The 17,528-nt window shown below is 43.2% G+C and carries 20 protein-coding genes; 6 read left to right on the top strand and 14 right to left on the bottom strand.

Annotation, left to right across the window (positions count from 1 at the left end; all coding sequences use genetic code 11):
- Nucleotides 1-74 precede the first annotated feature (74 nt).
- Both Q4486_RS14195 and Q4486_RS14190 read left to right on the top strand, forming a co-directional pair.
- Nucleotides 75-2,198 (top strand): bifunctional diguanylate cyclase/phosphodiesterase, encoded by a 2,124-nt coding sequence (locus Q4486_RS14195; protein ID WP_303519871.1) that lies wholly within the window; start codon nt 75-77, stop codon nt 2,196-2,198.
- A gap of 180 nt (nt 2,199-2,378) precedes the next feature.
- Nucleotides 2,379-3,164: an ABC transporter substrate-binding protein gene (locus Q4486_RS14190; RefSeq protein ID WP_303519869.1), complete on the top strand. Its 786-nt coding sequence runs from the start codon at nt 2,379-2,381 to the stop codon at nt 3,162-3,164.
- A 63-nt stretch (nt 3,165-3,227) separates the two neighbouring features.
- Here Q4486_RS14190 and Q4486_RS14185 read toward each other — a convergent pair whose 3' ends face one another.
- Both Q4486_RS14185 and Q4486_RS14180 read right to left on the bottom strand, forming a co-directional pair.
- Nucleotides 3,228-4,610, bottom strand: coding sequence for a HAMP domain-containing sensor histidine kinase (locus Q4486_RS14185; protein ID WP_303519867.1), 1,383 nt, complete (start codon nt 4,608-4,610; stop codon nt 3,228-3,230).
- Nucleotides 4,607-5,317 (bottom strand): response regulator transcription factor, encoded by a 711-nt coding sequence (locus Q4486_RS14180; protein WP_303417761.1) that lies wholly within the window; start codon nt 5,315-5,317, stop codon nt 4,607-4,609. Before Q4486_RS14180 ends, Q4486_RS14185 begins: the two co-directional genes overlap by 4 nt.
- 176 nt (nt 5,318-5,493) lie before the next feature.
- On the opposite strand from Q4486_RS14180, the gene Q4486_RS14175 reads away from it, so the two are divergent.
- A complete protein-coding gene (locus Q4486_RS14175; RefSeq protein ID WP_303519865.1) occupies nt 5,494-5,994 on the top strand; it encodes a Spy/CpxP family protein refolding chaperone in 501 nt (166 codons plus the stop codon).
- Between the two features lie 386 nt (nt 5,995-6,380).
- Nucleotides 6,381-6,881 (top strand): Spy/CpxP family protein refolding chaperone, encoded by a 501-nt coding sequence (locus tag Q4486_RS14170; RefSeq protein WP_303519863.1) that lies wholly within the window; start codon nt 6,381-6,383, stop codon nt 6,879-6,881.
- A 183-nt stretch (nt 6,882-7,064) separates the two neighbouring features.
- On the opposite strand, the gene Q4486_RS14165 is transcribed toward Q4486_RS14170, so the two are convergent.
- The 12 genes from Q4486_RS14165 to Q4486_RS14110 form a co-directional block, all read right to left on the bottom strand.
- Nucleotides 7,065-7,235, bottom strand: coding sequence for a hypothetical protein (locus tag Q4486_RS14165; RefSeq protein ID WP_197462746.1), 171 nt, complete (start codon nt 7,233-7,235; stop codon nt 7,065-7,067).
- Between the two features lie 291 nt (nt 7,236-7,526).
- Nucleotides 7,527-7,934: a hypothetical protein gene (locus tag Q4486_RS14160; RefSeq protein ID WP_303519861.1), complete on the bottom strand. Its 408-nt coding sequence runs from the start codon at nt 7,932-7,934 to the stop codon at nt 7,527-7,529.
- Between the two features lie 94 nt (nt 7,935-8,028).
- On the bottom strand, nt 8,029-8,475 hold the full coding sequence (locus Q4486_RS14155; RefSeq protein ID WP_303519860.1) for a hypothetical protein: 447 nt from the start codon (nt 8,473-8,475) through the stop codon (nt 8,029-8,031).
- A gap of 370 nt (nt 8,476-8,845) precedes the next feature.
- On the bottom strand, nt 8,846-9,577 hold the full coding sequence (gene trmB, locus Q4486_RS14150; protein WP_303519858.1) for a tRNA (guanosine(46)-N7)-methyltransferase TrmB: 732 nt from the start codon (nt 9,575-9,577) through the stop codon (nt 8,846-8,848).
- Nucleotides 9,578-9,672: 95 nt separating this feature from the next.
- Nucleotides 9,673-10,464, bottom strand: a complete 792-nt coding sequence (locus tag Q4486_RS14145) for a thiazole synthase (RefSeq protein WP_303417771.1) — start codon at nt 10,462-10,464, stop codon at nt 9,673-9,675.
- A 61-nt stretch (nt 10,465-10,525) separates the two neighbouring features.
- Entirely contained in the window at nt 10,526-10,726 is a 201-nt protein-coding gene (thiS, locus tag Q4486_RS14140; protein ID WP_067868849.1) for a sulfur carrier protein ThiS, read from the bottom strand.
- Nucleotides 10,727-10,730: 4 nt separating this feature from the next.
- On the bottom strand, nt 10,731-11,111 hold the full coding sequence (locus tag Q4486_RS14135) for a DUF423 domain-containing protein (protein ID WP_303417774.1): 381 nt from the start codon (nt 11,109-11,111) through the stop codon (nt 10,731-10,733).
- A 127-nt stretch (nt 11,112-11,238) separates the two neighbouring features.
- Nucleotides 11,239-12,093: an RNA polymerase sigma factor RpoH gene (gene rpoH / locus Q4486_RS14130; RefSeq protein ID WP_067868843.1), complete on the bottom strand. Its 855-nt coding sequence runs from the start codon at nt 12,091-12,093 to the stop codon at nt 11,239-11,241.
- Between the two features lie 158 nt (nt 12,094-12,251).
- On the bottom strand, nt 12,252-13,289 hold the full coding sequence (ftsX, locus tag Q4486_RS14125) for a permease-like cell division protein FtsX (RefSeq protein WP_303519857.1): 1,038 nt from the start codon (nt 13,287-13,289) through the stop codon (nt 12,252-12,254).
- On the bottom strand, nt 13,282-13,938 hold the full coding sequence (ftsE, locus tag Q4486_RS14120) for a cell division ATP-binding protein FtsE (RefSeq protein WP_303417779.1): 657 nt from the start codon (nt 13,936-13,938) through the stop codon (nt 13,282-13,284). The genes ftsX and ftsE overlap by 8 nt, the downstream gene beginning before the upstream one ends.
- A 49-nt stretch (nt 13,939-13,987) precedes the next feature.
- On the bottom strand, nt 13,988-15,292 hold the full coding sequence (gene ftsY, locus Q4486_RS14115) for a signal recognition particle-docking protein FtsY (protein ID WP_303519856.1): 1,305 nt from the start codon (nt 15,290-15,292) through the stop codon (nt 13,988-13,990).
- A 74-nt stretch (nt 15,293-15,366) separates the two neighbouring features.
- Entirely contained in the window at nt 15,367-15,501 is a 135-nt protein-coding gene (locus Q4486_RS14110; RefSeq protein WP_269454622.1) for a hypothetical protein, read from the bottom strand.
- A gap of 194 nt (nt 15,502-15,695) precedes the next feature.
- On the opposite strand from Q4486_RS14110, the gene Q4486_RS14105 reads away from it, so the two are divergent.
- Together Q4486_RS14105 and rsmD are read left to right on the top strand one after the other, a co-directional pair.
- The gene (locus Q4486_RS14105) at nt 15,696-16,889 is read left to right on the top strand and encodes a hypothetical protein (protein WP_303519854.1); all 1,194 of its coding nucleotides are present in this window, start codon (nt 15,696-15,698) and stop codon (nt 16,887-16,889) included.
- A 9-nt stretch (nt 16,890-16,898) separates the two neighbouring features.
- Entirely contained in the window at nt 16,899-17,525 is a 627-nt protein-coding gene (gene rsmD / locus Q4486_RS14100) for a 16S rRNA (guanine(966)-N(2))-methyltransferase RsmD (protein ID WP_303519853.1), read from the top strand.
- Nucleotides 17,526-17,528 lie beyond the last annotated feature (3 nt).

Here is a 17,528-nt window from a genome sequence, read left to right as displayed (position 1 = left end):
AATCAAACTATTTAAATGAAATAAAGTTCATTATCTAGTGATCTTCAGTAAATAATTAAAACAAAAATAATATAATGTCGAAACTATTGCTGTCTAAAAATAACATCAAAATGCTGATCGATTGGTTTAGCCAATCCAGTATCGGTATTTTGTTACTTGATCATTCACTGCAACCGGTGGCGAGTAATCCCTACGCGCTCGAACTCATTTGGGGATCCGCACAAACAGCCGAGTCAAAAAGTGAATTGCCTCAACTATTTAAACAAAAGATCAAGGCTCACTTAGACCACCTGAAAAATACTGATACCCAACATCACTCCGATTATCAGCTTATAGAGCAATCTAATTCACCTCCTATTCTACTCAAGATCGAATGTTCTCTAGTCGAAATAGACCCAACAGAACAAGGCTTTTTCATTACCCTTCGTAATGCGAGTAAAAATGCTCATTTAGCAAGAGAACTCAAACTGTTTAGGAATGCTGTAGAAAACACAGGAAGCGCCGTAGTTATTACGAATGCTCAAGGTGAAATAGAGTACGCCAACACTCGTTTCAGCGATATTACCGGTTATAGCTTTCCTGAGATACAGGGTAAAAAAACCAGTATTTTACGCTCAGACACAACATCAAAGGGTGCCCATGACAACCTATGGGAAACCATTAGTCGTCATAAAAAATGGCATGGAACACTTCTAAATAAACGGAAGGACGGCACTACATATTGGTCTTTACAAAATATATCGCCAATACATGATGAGCTAGGAAATATAACGAACTTTGTCTCAGTCAGTGAAGATATCTCTAAAATAAAAGAGCATGATCAGCAACTGGAAAAAATGGCTTATTTTGACCCGCTCACCAATTTAGGCAATCGTCGAAATTTCAGGCGAACCCTTGATCAATATCTGCAAAGCCCAGCCAATGAGGGTCCCCATGCTCTACTGCTTCTGGATTTAGATCATTTCAAGCAGATAAACGACACTATGGGTCATGAAGCAGGCGACGCTTTACTCAATACCATCGCCAATAGGCTCTGCTATTGCGTGCCAGATCAGGCCTCTGTCTTTAGATTAGGCGGCGATGAATTTACCATCATATTCCATGCGCTGAATGACCCTAATTTAATTATCCATAATGTAAATGAGATTCTGAGACTCCTCTCACAGCCAGTACAAATAGGCTTCCATGATGTGAGAATCACCGTCAGCATAGGGATAACCTTAATTGGTGCCGATAGCCAAGATCCGAGCGACCTGTTAAGAAATGCAGATTTGGCTATGTATCATGCTAAGCAACTCGGGCGAAATACCTTTGCTTTTTATGAAACATATATGGATGAAAAAGCTCAACGAATACTAAGCATCGAGCACGATTTAAGAAATGCACTCACAAGCAAGCAATTATCCCTAGCCTATCAACCTCAAGTTGATGGAAAGGATGGGCGAATTTCTGCAATAGAAGCACTTTTACGCTGGGAACATCCGACCAGAGGGACGATTCCACCCGATGAGTTTATTCCCCATGCAGAAGAAACAGGGGCGATTATTCCTATTGGCCGCTGGGTATTACTAGAAGCTTGCAAAGCAGCCCAGCAGTTGCAAGATGAAGGTTTGCCGCCTTTAAAGGTCTGCGTAAATTTATCCGCCCGACAGTTCGATGATCCCGATCTAATTGAACATATTGAGGAAGCTATTTCTAAATCCGGCTTGGCCTCAGAATGGCTAGAATTAGAGATCACCGAAAGCATGCTAATGCGTGATATGCAGCATGCTATAGAGACACTTAAAAAAATAAAAATGATGGGTATCAGCTTAGCTATAGATGATTTTGGAACAGGCTATTCATCATTAAGTCATTTAAAGAAAATGCCCGTAGACCTATTAAAAGTAGACCGCTCTTTCCTACAAGACATCCCTGCCGATAAAGACAATATTGCTATTACATCAACCATTATCGCCATGGCAAAACAACTGGGCTTAAGTGTAGTAGCAGAAGGCGTAGAAACTAAAGAGCAGATGCTCTTTCTCCAAGGGATAGACTGCAGGATGATGCAAGGGTTCCTATTTAGCCGACCCATCAGTTTTGAAACATTCAAAACTCTGTACCAGACCTGTCAGTTTCATTGTGGGATATGCAAAGAATATGAAATATGCACATTAAAACAGGATGCCGAAAAAGGTGTGTCTTTTCTCAATTAAAAAACGACTAACCGGAAGGCAAAGCCCGGCCTTATTAGAATCAACACTGTTCTCTGTCTGTATATCCTGAGCATATATCCTATAAAAGCTCGTTTAATATCAGGCCGAACCCAACACCCTCTATGTAGTGGTCTACAATGTTAAATAATATTAATAAATATAATGGCTTTTGAGCGTTTTATGGCTAAATTAGTTTTAGGTTATATCTGCCTATTGCTCGCCTTCCCAGCACAGTCGCACACTGCACCACTTGAGTTTAAAACAACTCATTTACCTCCCTTTATGTTCACTAAAGATGGAAATGTAGAGGGACCTGGCAAAGAGATTATTGCGGAAGCATGTAAAGCTGAGCAGTTAGAATGCCACTTTGAGATGCTCCCATGGCGACGTGCCCAGCAAGCAGTCAAGAGAGGTACGGCTGACGGTTTATTCCTAGTAGGGAAAAATAGCGATAGAGCAAAATGGCTGTACTTCAGTCCGCCTATTTTAGAAACAGGTTACGGCTTTTTCTCCCATAGCAGTCTGGATGTAAACTACACCCGCTTAGAGAGCTTAGCGGGTTTATGTGTCGCCGTAAATTCGCCCTCTAACATGCTGAATCGTTTAAAAGGCATCAGAGAGGGGATGGTGTCTAGTAACATAGAACCGATTAAAGTCATCACTACAACCAACTTCCCTACCGCCATCAAGATGGTCAATGGTGCCCGATGTGATTTGGTTTTCGGTAACGTAGATGTAGTAAAAACAGTTATCAAAGAACTACAGCTGGCATCTATACGCCCTGCAGGTTTCTATAAGCATGTTTTCTATTACGTAGGGCTATCAAAAAGCAGATTTTCTAAAGATCAAGTTGATAGGTTCAATCAGCAATTGATGCAACTCTATCAACAAGGAAAAATCCAAACGATCTTAAGGCGTTATGATTTAACGCCTGCAGATCTTACGGACACCGATTGGGATTATTGAGAATCCGATAATCGCCTATAACAGCGTCCCGTTAAAATTACCTAGTCTTAGGTAAATTATCTTTTACTGATTACGTGCACAAGGCAAGCGGATTATAGCTTCTAGCCCACCTTCTGGATGATTACGTAAAACGAGCGTTCCGCCTAAGCGCTCTATCGCGCGCTGCGCAATACTTAGGCCTAAGCCATACCCTTCTGTTTGACTCTGCCCTCTATAGAAGGGATTACATAACTGTGTCAATTGCTCTTCAGTAACACCTGGGCCATGATCTCGAATACAAACAACACACTGATCTGCTTTATCCACCGTTAAATCAATTTGAGTGCCTTCAGGTGTATGTTTACAGGCATTACCTAAAATATTATTAATCGCTCGCTCCAGCAATTTAACATTCACGCCGATCTCACAATCGGACTTCATATCAAGACAGAACTCCCTTTTTGGGTAGGCAAAATGTGCATCATCCACCCATTCCTGTAACAAAGGATAGAGCCATACATTTTCACCAAGCCCCTCCATCTGCTCAAGGCGAGACAAAGATAGAATCTCCCCGATCAATTGATCTAAGCGCTGACATTCACGAATAATTCGCTGCACCGCTTTATCATCTTCTCCCATGCGCTGTTCAGCTATACCTGCAGCTGCCTGCAAACGGGCTAAAGGAGCACGGAGCTCATGGGAAACATCCTGCATTAAACGTTGATGCGATGTGATTGTTTGTTGTACATAATCAGCCATGCGATCAAAATCACGGGCTAGCTCACCTAATTCATCCCCTCTTTTACGCAGCTTTTTATCAGTACGACGTTCTAATTCTCCACGATAAATCGCCTGACTATGCTCTCGCAGCAAGTTTAATGGCCTTGTGATAATCATCGAAACGAGCAACGCGCCTGCAGAAGCGATCAGCAGTATAAGTACCATCTGCACGGACAGAATCGTCGCTAAAACATGGGTAAATGGCGAAGCATCCCAATGCAGATCTACATCAACTTGATAAATGTTCCCACTATCGGAGCTCACATTAAAAACATAAAGCGAATCCGCATCACGCCGGAAGTTATTAAAACCAATCACTTTTTTCTTTTGCTTTAGATCAGTAATAAAAACGCGTTCAGAAATATTCCACCAAACATCACGACGAAAATTCTCACGCTGATTATTGTCCCTAGCGTGTTTGTCCTTTTTACCGCTCTCCTTATCATCGTCATCATCGCGATGCCGCGGCGGTGGAGGTGGGCGCGGCAATAAGGTTTGAAAGCCTTTACGCTCATACTTTTCAACCATTATCTCTGCATAGCCTTGAGCTTTCGCAGTGACGACCTCTTTAAAACGATCTTGCTCAGTAACTGCGCCGACAAAGAAAATCGTTGCCAGTAGCACGATAAAGCTGACGGCCCAAATAGAGGCAAAAACTTTCCAGAATAGACGCTTATACCACTTCATTGCTCACCTTTAACAAACTGATAACCTACTCCACGCACCGTTTTAATAAGCTCTTTTCCTGAAAGATGCTCCGCTAACTTCTGCCTAACTCGGCTAACATGAACATCAATAGCTCTATCATAAGCAGCGAGCTTCCGATGAAGCACCAGTTCAGTCAGCTGCTCTTTCTCTAAAACATTACCTGCATTAGCAATAAGGTAAGCCAATACATTAAATTCGGTACCCGTCAGATCAATTTCGTTTCCATTTACTTTTACTTCGCGAATACCTGGATCTAAACTAACGCCACCAACAGCCACTGAAGCTTCAGGAAAGAGCGTAGTTCGCTGTTGAGGCTCTGCACGCCGAAGTACCGCTCTAATACGCGCAAGCAGCTCACGAGGATTACAGGGCTTACTCAGGTAATCATCCGCCCCCATCTCTAACCCAAGAATACGATCAATATCCTCACCCCGACCCGTTAACATAATGACGGGAAGCTGAACCTTAGGGCGAATCTGTTGTAATAACTCCAAGCCACTTTTACCTGGCATCATTACATCCAAAATAATCAGATCATAACGATCCGCACGGGCCAACCGCTCACAAGCCTCATCGGCATTATGTGCATACTCCATCAGATAGCCTTCGTGCTCCAGATAGTCCCCTATCAATTCACACAACTCTGTATCGTCATCGACCATAAGTAGTCGTTGCTTGTCACCCATACTTATACTTCCCAACTATTAGTTATCAATACTGCCATTAAATAATAGAGCTTTTAGCTTTAAAAAACCTGACCGTTAATGCGCATTTACTAAACTTTACAACTCCTATACCCAACTTTGCAGTGACATCACGCAAACTTCACTACATCGAAACAGACAACACCGGAGAGAACAAAATGCGTAAACAACTTATTGTAGGTATCTCAGCAGCGATTATTTCTTTATCTAGCGCTGGTTTTACATTAGCGCATGCCGACGATGACGATCGTATGCAAAAACGTCACGAACACCGTATCGAACATCGCATTGAGCATTTAACTAAAACATTGAGCCTAACAGAAGAACAGCAGGTTCAGCTAAAAGAGCAGATGTTAAGCCAACAGGAGCAGCGCGGAGACAAACAAGCATCTCGTAAAGATGTGTTTAAACAGCTCCAGCAGCTTGACCCAAGCGCAGCAGACTACCAAACACAGCTGAATAGCTTAGTGCTACAAGCCCAAGATCAGACTAAATCTATGATTTTGGAAAAAGCGGAACAGAAAGAGAAACTGTTTGAGATCTTAACGCCCGAACAGGAGAAACAGTTCATCGAATTAAAAAGCGAAATGGATGACAAAAAATCTAAACATCGTCCCGACCACAAAGATGATCGTCACGGTGAAAAGAAATGCCGCTAATCGCATGTTCCTGTAAAGCGAATTAGCACTAACTTATTGTCATAAGCTCCTCTAGTCAGACTTTTGCCCGCCCCCCAAGCGGGCTTTTTTTTGCCCATAAATCATCTGAGAAGCCACACTTGTGATCACAACAGAGATCGATCAATGCTTACCTTAGCAAGCTAAAAATTATCTCAAGGGCTTCCCTCTGACACCCGCTCTGGGTATAAAGGGTGAGTTCCTACAGGCGTCATTCTGAGTAAAAAGCACCTATCTCCGCTTTCTTGCGTTAAAAAGTCTTTTCAGATTTCCGTATTTACCCATCTTTACAACACTTATACCCAACTTTGCGGTGACATCATGCAAACTTCACTACATCGAAACAGACAAACACCGGAGAGACGAAAATGCGTACCAAACTTATTGCAGGACTTTCAGCAGCGATCATTACTCTATCTGGCGCTGGTTTTACATTAGCGCATGCCGACGATGACGATCGTATGCAAAAACGTCACGAACACCGTATCGAACATCGTATTGAGCACTTAACCAAAGACCTGAGCCTAACAAAAGAACAGCAGGTTCAGCTAAAAGAGCAGATGTTAAGCCAACAGGAGAAGCGCGGAGATAAACAAGCATCTCGTAAAGATGTGTTTAAACAGCTTCAGCAGCTTGATCCAAGCGCAGCAGACTACCAAACACAGCTGAATAGCTTAGTGCTACAAGCCCAAGATCAAACTAAATCTATGATTTTGGAAAAAGCGGAACAGAAAGAGAAACTGTTTGAGATCCTAACACCCGAACAGGAGAAACAGTTCATCGAATTAAAAAGCGAAATGGATGACAAAAAATCTAAACATCGTCTCCACCACAAAAATGATCGTCACGGTGAAAAGAAATGCCGCTAATCGCATGTTCCTGTAAAGCGAATTAGCACTAGCTTATTGTCATAAGCTCCTCTAGTCAGACTTTTGCCCGCTCCCCAAGCGGGCTTTTTTGTGCCCGACACTATCAACTTAGAAACCACACCCTTTATCACAATAGAAGTCGATTAATGCTTAGCACGTTGGAAGCTATTTATCTGAGGGGCTCTAGTCTTTCTTCTCGATCGTTACTTCAAGGGTTTTACTCTCACCCGCAAACCATTTCTGAACATACAGAGAACCCACAATCGGGGCTGTACCTTCGTCAGGTACTTCCTTATAACGCACACTATTTTTAGTTTCTTTCTCGTACTCAAAAGTAACAACTTTTTTCGACATAGCTCTGTTCCCAGTAAACGATTTGTCGGCGTGATGTTTTCTTAAAGGAGTGGAAAAAGCAAGAGCGGACTCCGTTGATGTTCTTGCGACTAAGCGAGCTTAGCCACCAGCCTTTCGCTCTGGCACCCGTTCCGAGTATAAAGGATGAGCTCCTACAGATACTTTGTCATTCAAAGCAAGCGCCTGTAGGAGGCCAACCTTTGGCCGAAGCCGCTTACAGAGTACCTGTCCTTGGCTATTTTAACGGTGATGAAGGTGAGCTTAGCCACTGAGCTGTACCGCTGGTTTTGATTAGCATTGTATGTACTTCCCGATTGCTGCCAGAGCAGCTAAGAACGAAAAAGTTGATCCAAGCAGGAACTTCCAGTAATGCTTGCAGAAATGTGCCTTTGGTGACTTGAGTCTTTGTCCTTCCTGAAACCCAAGTGGTGTTAGGTAAAAATGATAGGGGCTAGCGATCCCTTCGCCTGATATAAATTTTTTAAGTTTTAAATTTTCAAAATATCTACCATCTGAATTTTGTCGATTGTGCACTTTTTCTTTCGTTATTCTCGGGACATTTTCGAATAACAGTGGATCAAGTGACGAAATCTGATACGCATCAAGCGCAGCGAATTGCTCACCATTGTCTTCAACGTATTTATCGAGAATAGCTATCAAAAGCTTTTCCTCATCCTTTATGAAGTAGTCGTTACTCATAACCTTGTTCCTAATGTAGGCCTAACGCCATAATAAAAGACGAGTGTAACAAGTCCAGCTCACAGCTTTTTGTGGGCGATTTTTCATTGCTTTGTTAAGTGCTTTGCTTGACATAGAGCTCCTTCGCTTTTGGTAACCGTTTTACAATGGCTTTAAATCTTGGACCTTTTCTAACATCAGCTATACCCTTAACTCCATTTTTCAAATAGAAGGACTCTACCTTTTCAATGTATTGCTCACAGTAGAATATTTCTTGCTGGTAGTCTTTGTTCTTTCTAGAAAGAATTGCAACACGCTCAAAGTAATACGGAGCAGAAACTAAATCTGCTTTTCCCATTTTTTTTAACTCCGTATCACAGCAATATTTCATGGCCTCTAGATCATCCTTTTTTTCACTTGCTAGCTCCCAAGTTTGTTTGCCATCAACCAAGTTGGTACCATCCGTTACTTCAGAGATCAATTCACCACTGGTTTTTAGTAACCCATCCTCTTTTTGCAAAGATGGTTTCTTTTTCTTAAATAGAAAACTTAAGAGACTCACGCACACTCCTTTGCACCTAACATTTATATACACGGACCCAGTATATCTACCCTTACCGCAAGTAAATAAAAACAGATAGTGTGATTTGAAAAGGAAGGAAAAACTAAAGAGTTGAATCCCTATCTTCCGTGACAAAACAAGCATAGGTATTAGAACCCCACTAATACAGGCTCCATATACCTCCCCATGCCAGACATCCACCTGTCTGATCTACTTATCGTTGTAACCTAGTCGGGATCGCAAAACAAGTACACGGCCTAGGGCGTTAAAGACAACACAAAGAGACAGCTCATACCTATTCGGCACTAAAAAAAAGGCTGATGCATTGCATCAGCCTTTTTATTTTGATCTGTCATAAAGCAAGAATAATTTAGCTGGTTTTCTCAAACATCAAATCCCAAACCCCGTGACCTAAACGCTCTCCGCGCTTCTGGAATTTGGTCACCGGACGCCATTCAGGTTGGGGAGAATACTGCTCCTCACCGGCGAAATTAACATAGCCTTCAGCGGCGCTCATCACGTCCATCATATGTTCCGCATAGTTTTCCCAGTCGGTTGCCATATGGAAGACTCCGCCTACTTTTAGCTTCTGGCGTAGGGTTTGTGCAAATTCAGGTTGTACGATACGGCGCTTATGGTGACGTTTTTTATGCCAGGGGTCAGCAAAAAAGAGCTGTATGCAATCTAAGCTATTATTTGGAATACATTGGGCTAAGACTTCAATAGCATCCTCACAGAAAACACGGATATTGGTTAGGCCTTCCTTTTCTGCATTGCTGAGTAAGCGGCCAACACCCGGACGGTGAACTTCAACGCCGATGTAGTTTTTTTCTGGCTGATCTTTCGCCATCTCAACCAGTGAATCGCCCATACCAAAACCGATCTCAAGAACTACAGGCGCTTCGCGACCAAACACTTGGTTAAAGTCCAGTAGGCCATTTTTCAGCTCTAGCCCCATGATTGGCCAGACATCATCCATCGCCTTCTGTTGCCCTTCGGTCATCCGACCCGCGCGTAGTACAAAGCTTTTAACCGTACGCATGTGCTTTTCTTCAGCGGGATTTCCATCCTGCTGTTGTTCGACCTTATTCTCTTCTGACATCAACCTGACCTAAAAAGCAAAGCCTGATCTTTCGATCAGGCTAAAAAAATATTCCATAGCTTCGAACTTAGCGTAACTACTGTAGAAACAGCAGCCTAGCCAATAATAGTGCCATCCATTGGTGAGGATGCACTGGCATATCGTTTACGCGGCATACGACCCGCAAGAAACGCTTCACGACCCGCTTCAATGGCTTTGCGCATAGCTGACGCCATTAAAACAGGGTTACGGGCACCGGCAATAGCTGAGTTCATCAGCACCGCATCACAGCCCATTTCCATGGCAACAGCCGCTTCAGACGCCGTACCTACACCAGCATCCACTAATACAGGCACTTTCGCGTCTTCCATAATGACGTTGATGTTGTGCGGATTCAAAATACCTAAACCAGAACCAATCATAGAACCCAATGGCATGATAGCTACACAGCCAAGGCTCTCTAGCTCTTGCGCCACGATGGGATCATCACTGGTATAAACCATGACTTTAAAACCGTCTTGGACCAGTTTATCCGCTGCTTTAATGGTATCAACCACATTTGGGTAAAGCGTTTTCTGATCACCTAAAACTTCAAGTTTTACTAGGTCGTGGCCATTCATTAACTCACGCGCTAATTTACAGGTACGCACTGCGTCTTCTGCGTTAAAGCAGCCTGCTGTGTTAGGCAAAATTGTGTATTTATCGGGTGTGATGATATCCAATAAATTAGGTTCATCTGGGTTTTGCCCTATATTGGTACGTCTAACGGCAACCGTCACAATCTCGGCACCACTTGCCTCAATAGCGATACGGGTTTCTTCTAAATCTTTGTATTTACCAGTACCAATTAACAAACGTGAGTTATAACTCTGCCCTGCGATAATCAATGGGTCATTCTGATGAGACATGATCTATATCCAAAAAAGTTGTAGTAATTATGAGTCGATTTTAGGCTTAAAACTATCGACCTCAACCTCCACCAATCGCATGGACAATTTCAACGCGATCCGCTTCTTTCAATACTGTTTCTGCATGTTCACTACGGGGAATGATTTCTAAATTAAGCTCAATAGCAATGCGTTTATCACCAAGCTCAAGCTGTGAAATCAGGCCAGTAAGGGTGATCTCATCCTGCACTTGCAGCATCTCACCATTTACCTGAATCTGCATTGATTTATCTCCTGTTCGAAATAATTGCTGTATAGCCGACGAGTGCCCACCCACATAAGAAAGCCACGCCACCTAATGGGGTTATCGCCCCAAGCACCTTAATGCCCGTCAACGCTAACAGATAAAGACTGCCGGAAAAAAGTAGGATCCCTAATGTAAATGCGATACCCGCCCATCCTAAGTGTTTACTGGATAAATTCGCCGGAGCTACCGCAATAAATAGCAGTGCAAAAGTGTGATAAAACTGATATTCCACACCGGTTTGATAGACTGCGTACAAGTTTGGCTCAAGCAGATCTTTTAAGCCATGCGCACCGAACGCTCCGCAGGCAACGGCAAAGAAACCGCTCATTGCCGAGATCATTAATATAAGTTTTTTCGACATTAGGAACCCAGATATATTAAAGATTATACCGAAATAGTTCATCCATGTAGCTAGAGATCTGTACCAAACGCTTAGATTGCAGGCACAAAAAAGCCGCTTTGCGCGGCTTTTTCTAAAATAGTACTGACTAGGCTTCCATAGAGATGCGGATCTTCTTCATCGCATTCTTTTCTAACTGGCGGATACGTTCGGCTGAAACCTCATATTCCGCAGCTAACTCATGCAGAGTTGCTTTATCATCAGACAACCAACGACGCGCTAGAATATCTTTACTGCGCTCATCTAAATCGGACATAGCGCTCATCAAACGTCGCTGAGAGTCTTGCTCCCAGTTGCTATCTTCTACTTGCTGCGACGGATCTGCACTTTTATCTTCAAGGAAGTGCGCAGGCGCCCAAGCAGCCTGTTCATCGTCAGCACCTTCAGGCGCATCAAATGCAGTATCAACGGATGCCATACGGCCTTCCATTTGACGTACAACCTTAGCATCTACACCTAAATCTTCTGCGATAGAATTAACTTCATCCGTTGTCATCCAGCCTAAGCCTTTTTTCTTCGAACGAAGATTAAAAAACAACTTACGCTGAGCTTTAGTAGTCGCTACTTTAACAATGCGCCAGTTACGCAGAATAAACTCATGCATTTCGGCTTTCACCCAATGCACAGCAAAAGAGACCAGACGCACGCCCATAGTAGGATCAAAGCGTTTAACGGCTTTCATCAATCCGACATTACCTTCCTGAATTAGATCCCCTAAAGGTAAACCGTAACCAGAATAGGTTTTAGCAACGTGAACAACAAAGCGTAGGTGAGACATAACCAAGCGGCGAGCCGCTTCTACATCACCATCAAAATGCAAACGCTCACCCAAAGAACGCTCCTCTTCGGCACTTAATACTGGTATAGCAGTAACAGACTGCATATATGCATCCAGATTACGTCCCGGAGAAAGTGTATCAATAACTTGTAAGCTAGTGCTCATTAATGACCTCGCATCATTTTTGCATCTTCTAAAGTTCGCAAATATGACTCAATTTATAGTACAAAAGTTCAATCTAATTTCCGTTACTTGGCATAACGGACCGAAAAATATAGCAGGATAACAATAAAACGCAAATGTTACTGCTCGATGAAATCGATTTACTGAGGTTCTATCTCTCTCAAATGACGGCCAACCGCTAATCTCGCCCCAAACAAACCCAGCAGTACTCCAACACCAATCAAGGATAGACTATCCATAAAGCCTAAGCGTTGTAATTCAAAGTCTGTTTGATATAGCTCAATAAGTTGTCCTACTGGGGCACTAATCAAAAGAAAGCTAATTTCCACAAATATCCAAGCGATAAATGAGCCGATCAGCCCAAACCAAAAACCTGTATAGATAAATGGCCGCTTAACCCAAGCATCCGTTGCGCCTACTAATTTAGCCACTTGAATTTCATCTTTACGACTTTCTATAGACAACCGAATTGTATTACCCACCACCAGCAAAACGGAGAGTGCTAATAAGGCGCCTAAGACCAATACTAAACGATTTGCTAATCGAACAAAGGACGCTAAACGTTCAACCCACACCATATCAAGTACTGCATCCTCCACCTCTGGGAGTGCGATAAGCTCTTGTTGAAGCGCGGTTAGAACAGACTTTTTGTTATCCAATGGCTGTACAACAACAACCGCTGGCAACGGGTTTTTATCGAGAAACTCCAGCACGTCCGAAAAGCCTGATATGCGCTGAAATTCATGTAAACCTTGCTCTTTAGTCACTAATTCAACCGCAGCTAAATCCGTTCGCAGTAACATTTTCTGACTAAAGCGTTCCGCTTCTTCTACAGGCAGAGTCTTTTGTAAATAGAGAGATATACGCGGATCACCTTTCCATTCACCACTTAGCTGATTTATATTTTTTAGACCAACAAACATTAAGCCGGGAAGCGCTAAAGCGATCGCAAGCACCGCCAATGTCATAAAACTAGGCAGAGGAGTTAACCACAAACGCTGCAATGATTGTTTTGCCGTACTTTTGTTATGGCGAACCCAGCTTTTAAACTCTGCGACAAAATCAACCTTATGCTTTGCCGCCCCTTTATGTGCAGAAGCAGCTGCTCCATCGACTGCGGGCTTTTCTACGGACCTTTGACGCTCCGCCCCTCTTTTGATCGGTTCACGGTTAGACATTAATCAGTCTCCCTTGATCAAGGGTCAATGTCCGATAGGGCATACGTGATACTAGAGCCAAATCATGGGTTGCGATTAAAACCGTAGTACCGTGGAGATTAAATTCCATAAACAGACGCATAATCTCTTCAGACAACGCAGGGTCTAAGTTACCTGTCGGCTCATCCGCTAATAGAACTTGAGGTTTATGCACAATCGCACGGGCAATACCTATACGCTGCTGTTCACCTGTGGATAAAGTAATAGGGTTGAGTTTTTCTTTATGTAACAAACCAACTTTGTCTAACGCTGCACGTACCCGCTTACCTATATCTTCCTCATCGTAGCCGGAGATATGTAGAGGCAAAGCGACGTTTTCAAATACGCTGCGATCAAATAGCAGCTGGTGATTCTGGAAAACCACACCTATACGACGTCGATGATAGGGGATATCGTCACGACTAAACTGAGCAAGATCTTGACCTGCGATAGACACCTGTCCACGACTTGCCCTTTCCATCAACATAATTAATTTGAGAAGGGTACTTTTACCTGCGCCAGAGTGTCCTGTAAGAAAGGCCATCTCCCCGCGGTTTAGTCTAAAACTGACATCACGCAGGGCGTCATGCCCTTCTGGGTAGCGTTTACTGACGTTCTCAAACTTAATCATCGCTGACGGTCATATCCAAACACGTATACAAAAGTTAGGCTAGATGCCGCTAATCAAACAGGGCGTCTACAAACTCTTGTGAGTTAAAAGGGCGCAAATCATCAATCTGCTCACCAACACCGATAAAGCGAATCGGCAGATCCATCTGCTTAGCTATAGCAAAGATTACCCCACCTTTAGCTGTACCATCTAGCTTGGTCAGTGAGATACCTGTGACGCCAACGCTCTCTTTAAAAATCTTAGCTTGGCTCAGTGCGTTTTGGCCTGTACCGGCATCAAGTACTAACATAACTTCATGGGGCGCTTCAGGCGATAGCTTTTGCGTTACACGCACAACTTTCTCAAGCTCTTGCATCAGGTTATCTTTGTTCTGTAGACGACCTGCCGTATCAGCGATCAAAATATCAATATTCTTCGCTTGTGCCGATTGTACAGCGTCATAGATAACCGAGGCAGAATCGGCTCCTGTATGTTGAGCTACGACGGGAACTTTATTACGCTCCCCCCAAACTTGTAACTGCTCAACAGCGGCCGCACGGAAGGTATCACCCGCAGCCAACATGACAGACTTACCTTCACTTTGGAACTTCTTAGCCAACTTACCGATGGTCGTCGTTTTGCCTACACCATTAACACCTACCATCAAAATAACATAAGGCTTTTGACTGCAATCAATCTGCAATGGCTGTTCTGATTGATGTAAAAGAGTTGATAACTCCTCTTTTAAAGCCGCCTGCAATGCCTGCGGATCGCCCAACTGCTTACGGGCAACCTTTTCTGTCAAACGACCAATAATATCGGAGGTTGCTTCAACCCCAACATCAGCCATTAACAGTAGGGTTTCAATCTCTTCAAGTAGATCATCATCGATCTCCTTAGCGCCTAAAAAGATGTTACCTAGCTGCTCAGTTAAGCTTGCTTTAGTTTTACTTAAACCCTTTTTGATTCGCGCAAAGAAGCCTTTTTTCTCCTCCACCTGATCTTCGCTTTTCAGGTCGACCTCTGCTTCTTCAGGTTCAGGTATTTCATCTATGATCGCATCAACTATCTCTTCTTTTTCAGCCGGCTCCTTAGAGAGCGTAGGCGTCTCTTCAAAAACCTCAGCGGCAATAGTTTCAGGAACGGTTTCCGGCTCAACTGTTTCTATTTCTGGTTCAACATTTTCCGTAGCAACAGAATCTTGCTCATCTATAGTTTTTGCAACCGCTGGCTGCTCTGCTTGATTCTCTTTTAGCTCAGCGATCGGCTGCTGGCTCTCTTCAACTTTCTCAACTGAGTTATTTTCTACTTCACTATGCTCAACGGTTTCTTCAGCTGAAGAGCCTCCGAACATGGATTTCAGTTTTTTAAACATTTAACGTCCTCATGCTAAGGCGTTAGACAACCCCAACCTCAGCTTAAAAAAATTCGATTATTGCCAATAGCAAATCAATCGGATGAATTGTCATCACGAAGATAACGATAGATACCCGCCAACACGACAACTGTAATAAAGGCACCGGCATAAGCGATGTAACTGGTATCCCAACCTTTATCAACAAACATCTCTTGTAAACTTAACATCCGCTATCCACTCTCAATTACCTTATAACAACTGAAAAATCAGCAGTTCATCGACAAAGTCTGGTATCTTATCACAGTAAATCGGCAGCATAACCCAGATCAGAGACCCAAGCGGTTCTATCTTTATGCTTAGGCCAAATTGGTTTAAGCCAAAGCGCCGTTATATGAACATTTAGTGCCTGAGAATCTTCAAGATGACAAACGAGTACCGCCCCATTTTCAATCGCAAATATCTTGTAGGCTTAGTATGGTTCAGCCTCATCGCCATTCTTATTCTTTCATCTATGGGACCCGGTGCGGTTAAGTATCACAGCATCGAAAACAACGACAGTAAAACCATCTATTGGATGGAACTGGACGACCAACCGATGCAGCTGGTTTTTCTTTTAGCTACTCAGCCAGCGCTCAATAATACTCAACAACAACTTCAGCAATTAAAAAGCTTAATTTTACAGCAACGTTTACGGTCATTAGCCAGCCCCACCTATAGTTATAACGTCAATCCTAAGCAAGACCGTATCGAAATCACTTTATCTTGGGCTAGCGGCCAACCATTACCAGAGCTCAACACTATATGGAAAACCCTAAATAAGCCGGTTGATAGTGTTCGCTGGAAGGAGCCGTTTACAAAAATTCAGGCACGTTACTATTTAGCTGATCAATCAGAAGAACAAAAATTGATTAACTATTTCTATCAACAGCTCCAACCCAGCAATAATACTGCCGTACTCAGTCTGCTTAACGACTCCTATCTTGGGTTATTTGACGCACCTATATTTGCTATCAGTGGAGAGGATGCGGAGGATTATGTTGAGGTTATTGAGGAGCAACTGCCACACTCGCTACAATCACACCAAACCCAAAAAGCTCAAATTAATAGCGCCGCGCTGGTTCGCGAACAAAGCCTAGGAGATAGATTCCGTTTACTGCTTGGGCAATCTCTTCCTCCGCGAGCATCACAGGACTTTGTTACACACCGCATTACCGCTCAAGTCGTGCAAGATCTACTGACCGAATACAAAGAACAACACAAACTAAACTTCCGCATTCTCTGGGCTTCCCTCAAGGATATAGGTTTTCAGGCGCTTATTTTTGAAGGCGATCAGAACCCCGAGCCTATTCTGCCTCAACTACAGCAACAGATTAATGAGGATTTAGTTGAGCAGAGTAAAAACCGACTCGCAGCAAACTGGCAAGAACGTATGCGTGACAATATGAACCAAGTCACCGCTTTGAGCTTAATCGCTTTTTATCAGCTGCCAACTGATACAATGGAAATCTATATTGATCAGATTCTAGATCAAGACGCGGATGATATTATTAAGCAGACACAGCAAGCACTGGATAGATCGCAACCTATTAGCCTTTTCCAATCTCCAGTGCTTTAAGGACCATAAATGAGCCATAAAAACCCACCTCGTCGCAAACAAGGCAAACCATCTACACCAAGCTCTCAGCTACGCATTATTGGTGGTGAATGGAGAGGGCGTAAACTTGAGTTTTTAGCCACAGAAGGCTTACGCCCTACACCTGATCGTGTCAGAGAAACGCTATTTAATTGGATACAAACGATCGTACCCGGCGCTCAATCTTTAGATCTGTTTAGTGGTAGTGGTGCTCTGGGCTTGGAGGCTCTCTCTCGAGGTGCAGAACGTACCACCTTCATAGAGAAAGATACGGCAGCTGCTCGTCAATTAAATAACAATCTACAGCGTTTAAAAGCTCAAAATGGAGAGGTTATTCAAGCTGATGTACTAGAATGGCTGGAGTCTCGACAACAAGATCAGGAAAGTAAGTATGACCTAATCTTTATGGACCCCCCCTTTAGGAAAAACCTAATAGCTCCCTGCTGTGAACTACTGGAAAAGAGAAATTTGCTCCGCGACAACGCTTATATCTACATTGAAACTGAAGCAGAACTTATAGACCCCAACGTTCCAGCCCATTGGCATGAGCATCGTAAAAAAACGGCGGGGCAGGTTACTTACCGCCTATATCAACGAATCTCAGATTCTGAGATATAAGCA

Source organism: Neptuniibacter sp. 2_MG-2023 (assembly GCF_030547495.1).
GTDB lineage: Bacteria > Pseudomonadota > Gammaproteobacteria > Pseudomonadales > Balneatricaceae > Neptuniibacter.
This window is presented reverse-complemented; position numbering and strand designations above follow the sequence as displayed.

Excerpts from the sequence above, each read along its gene's own strand:
- ftsY (WP_303519856.1), bottom strand. The coding sequence starts at position 15,292 with ATGTTTAAAAAACTGAAATCCATGTTCGGAGGCTCTTCAGCTGAAGAA.
- thiS (WP_067868849.1), bottom strand. The coding sequence starts at position 10,726 with ATGCAGATTCAGGTAAATGGTGAGATGCTGCAAGTGCAGGATGAGATC.
- Q4486_RS14135 (WP_303417774.1), bottom strand. The coding sequence starts at position 11,111 with ATGTCGAAAAAACTTATATTAATGATCTCGGCAATGAGCGGTTTCTTT.
- Q4486_RS14170 (WP_303519863.1), top strand. The coding sequence starts at position 6,381 with ATGCGTACCAAACTTATTGCAGGACTTTCAGCAGCGATCATTACTCTA.
- rpoH (WP_067868843.1), bottom strand. The coding sequence starts at position 12,093 with ATGAGCACTAGCTTACAAGTTATTGATACACTTTCTCCGGGACGTAAT.
- Q4486_RS14175 (WP_303519865.1), top strand. The coding sequence starts at position 5,494 with ATGCGTAAACAACTTATTGTAGGTATCTCAGCAGCGATTATTTCTTTA.
- Q4486_RS14165 (WP_197462746.1), bottom strand. The coding sequence starts at position 7,235 with ATGTCGAAAAAAGTTGTTACTTTTGAGTACGAGAAAGAAACTAAAAAT.
- Q4486_RS14110 (WP_269454622.1), bottom strand. The coding sequence starts at position 15,501 with ATGTTAAGTTTACAAGAGATGTTTGTTGATAAAGGTTGGGATACCAGT.
- Q4486_RS14190 (WP_303519869.1), top strand. The coding sequence starts at position 2,379 with ATGGCTAAATTAGTTTTAGGTTATATCTGCCTATTGCTCGCCTTCCCA.
- Q4486_RS14160 (WP_303519861.1), bottom strand. The coding sequence starts at position 7,934 with ATGAGTAACGACTACTTCATAAAGGATGAGGAAAAGCTTTTGATAGCT.
- Q4486_RS14195 (WP_303519871.1), top strand. The coding sequence starts at position 75 with ATGTCGAAACTATTGCTGTCTAAAAATAACATCAAAATGCTGATCGAT.
- Q4486_RS14185 (WP_303519867.1), bottom strand. The coding sequence starts at position 4,610 with ATGAAGTGGTATAAGCGTCTATTCTGGAAAGTTTTTGCCTCTATTTGG.
- ftsX (WP_303519857.1), bottom strand. The coding sequence starts at position 13,289 with ATGTCTAACCGTGAACCGATCAAAAGAGGGGCGGAGCGTCAAAGGTCC.
- rsmD (WP_303519853.1), top strand. The coding sequence starts at position 16,899 with ATGAGCCATAAAAACCCACCTCGTCGCAAACAAGGCAAACCATCTACA.
- ftsE (WP_303417779.1), bottom strand. The coding sequence starts at position 13,938 with ATGATTAAGTTTGAGAACGTCAGTAAACGCTACCCAGAAGGGCATGAC.
- trmB (WP_303519858.1), bottom strand. The coding sequence starts at position 9,577 with ATGTCAGAAGAGAATAAGGTCGAACAACAGCAGGATGGAAATCCCGCT.
- Q4486_RS14180 (WP_303417761.1), bottom strand. The coding sequence starts at position 5,317 with ATGGGTGACAAGCAACGACTACTTATGGTCGATGACGATACAGAGTTG.
- Q4486_RS14145 (WP_303417771.1), bottom strand. The coding sequence starts at position 10,464 with ATGTCTCATCAGAATGACCCATTGATTATCGCAGGGCAGAGTTATAAC.
- Q4486_RS14105 (WP_303519854.1), top strand. The coding sequence starts at position 15,696 with ATGACAAACGAGTACCGCCCCATTTTCAATCGCAAATATCTTGTAGGC.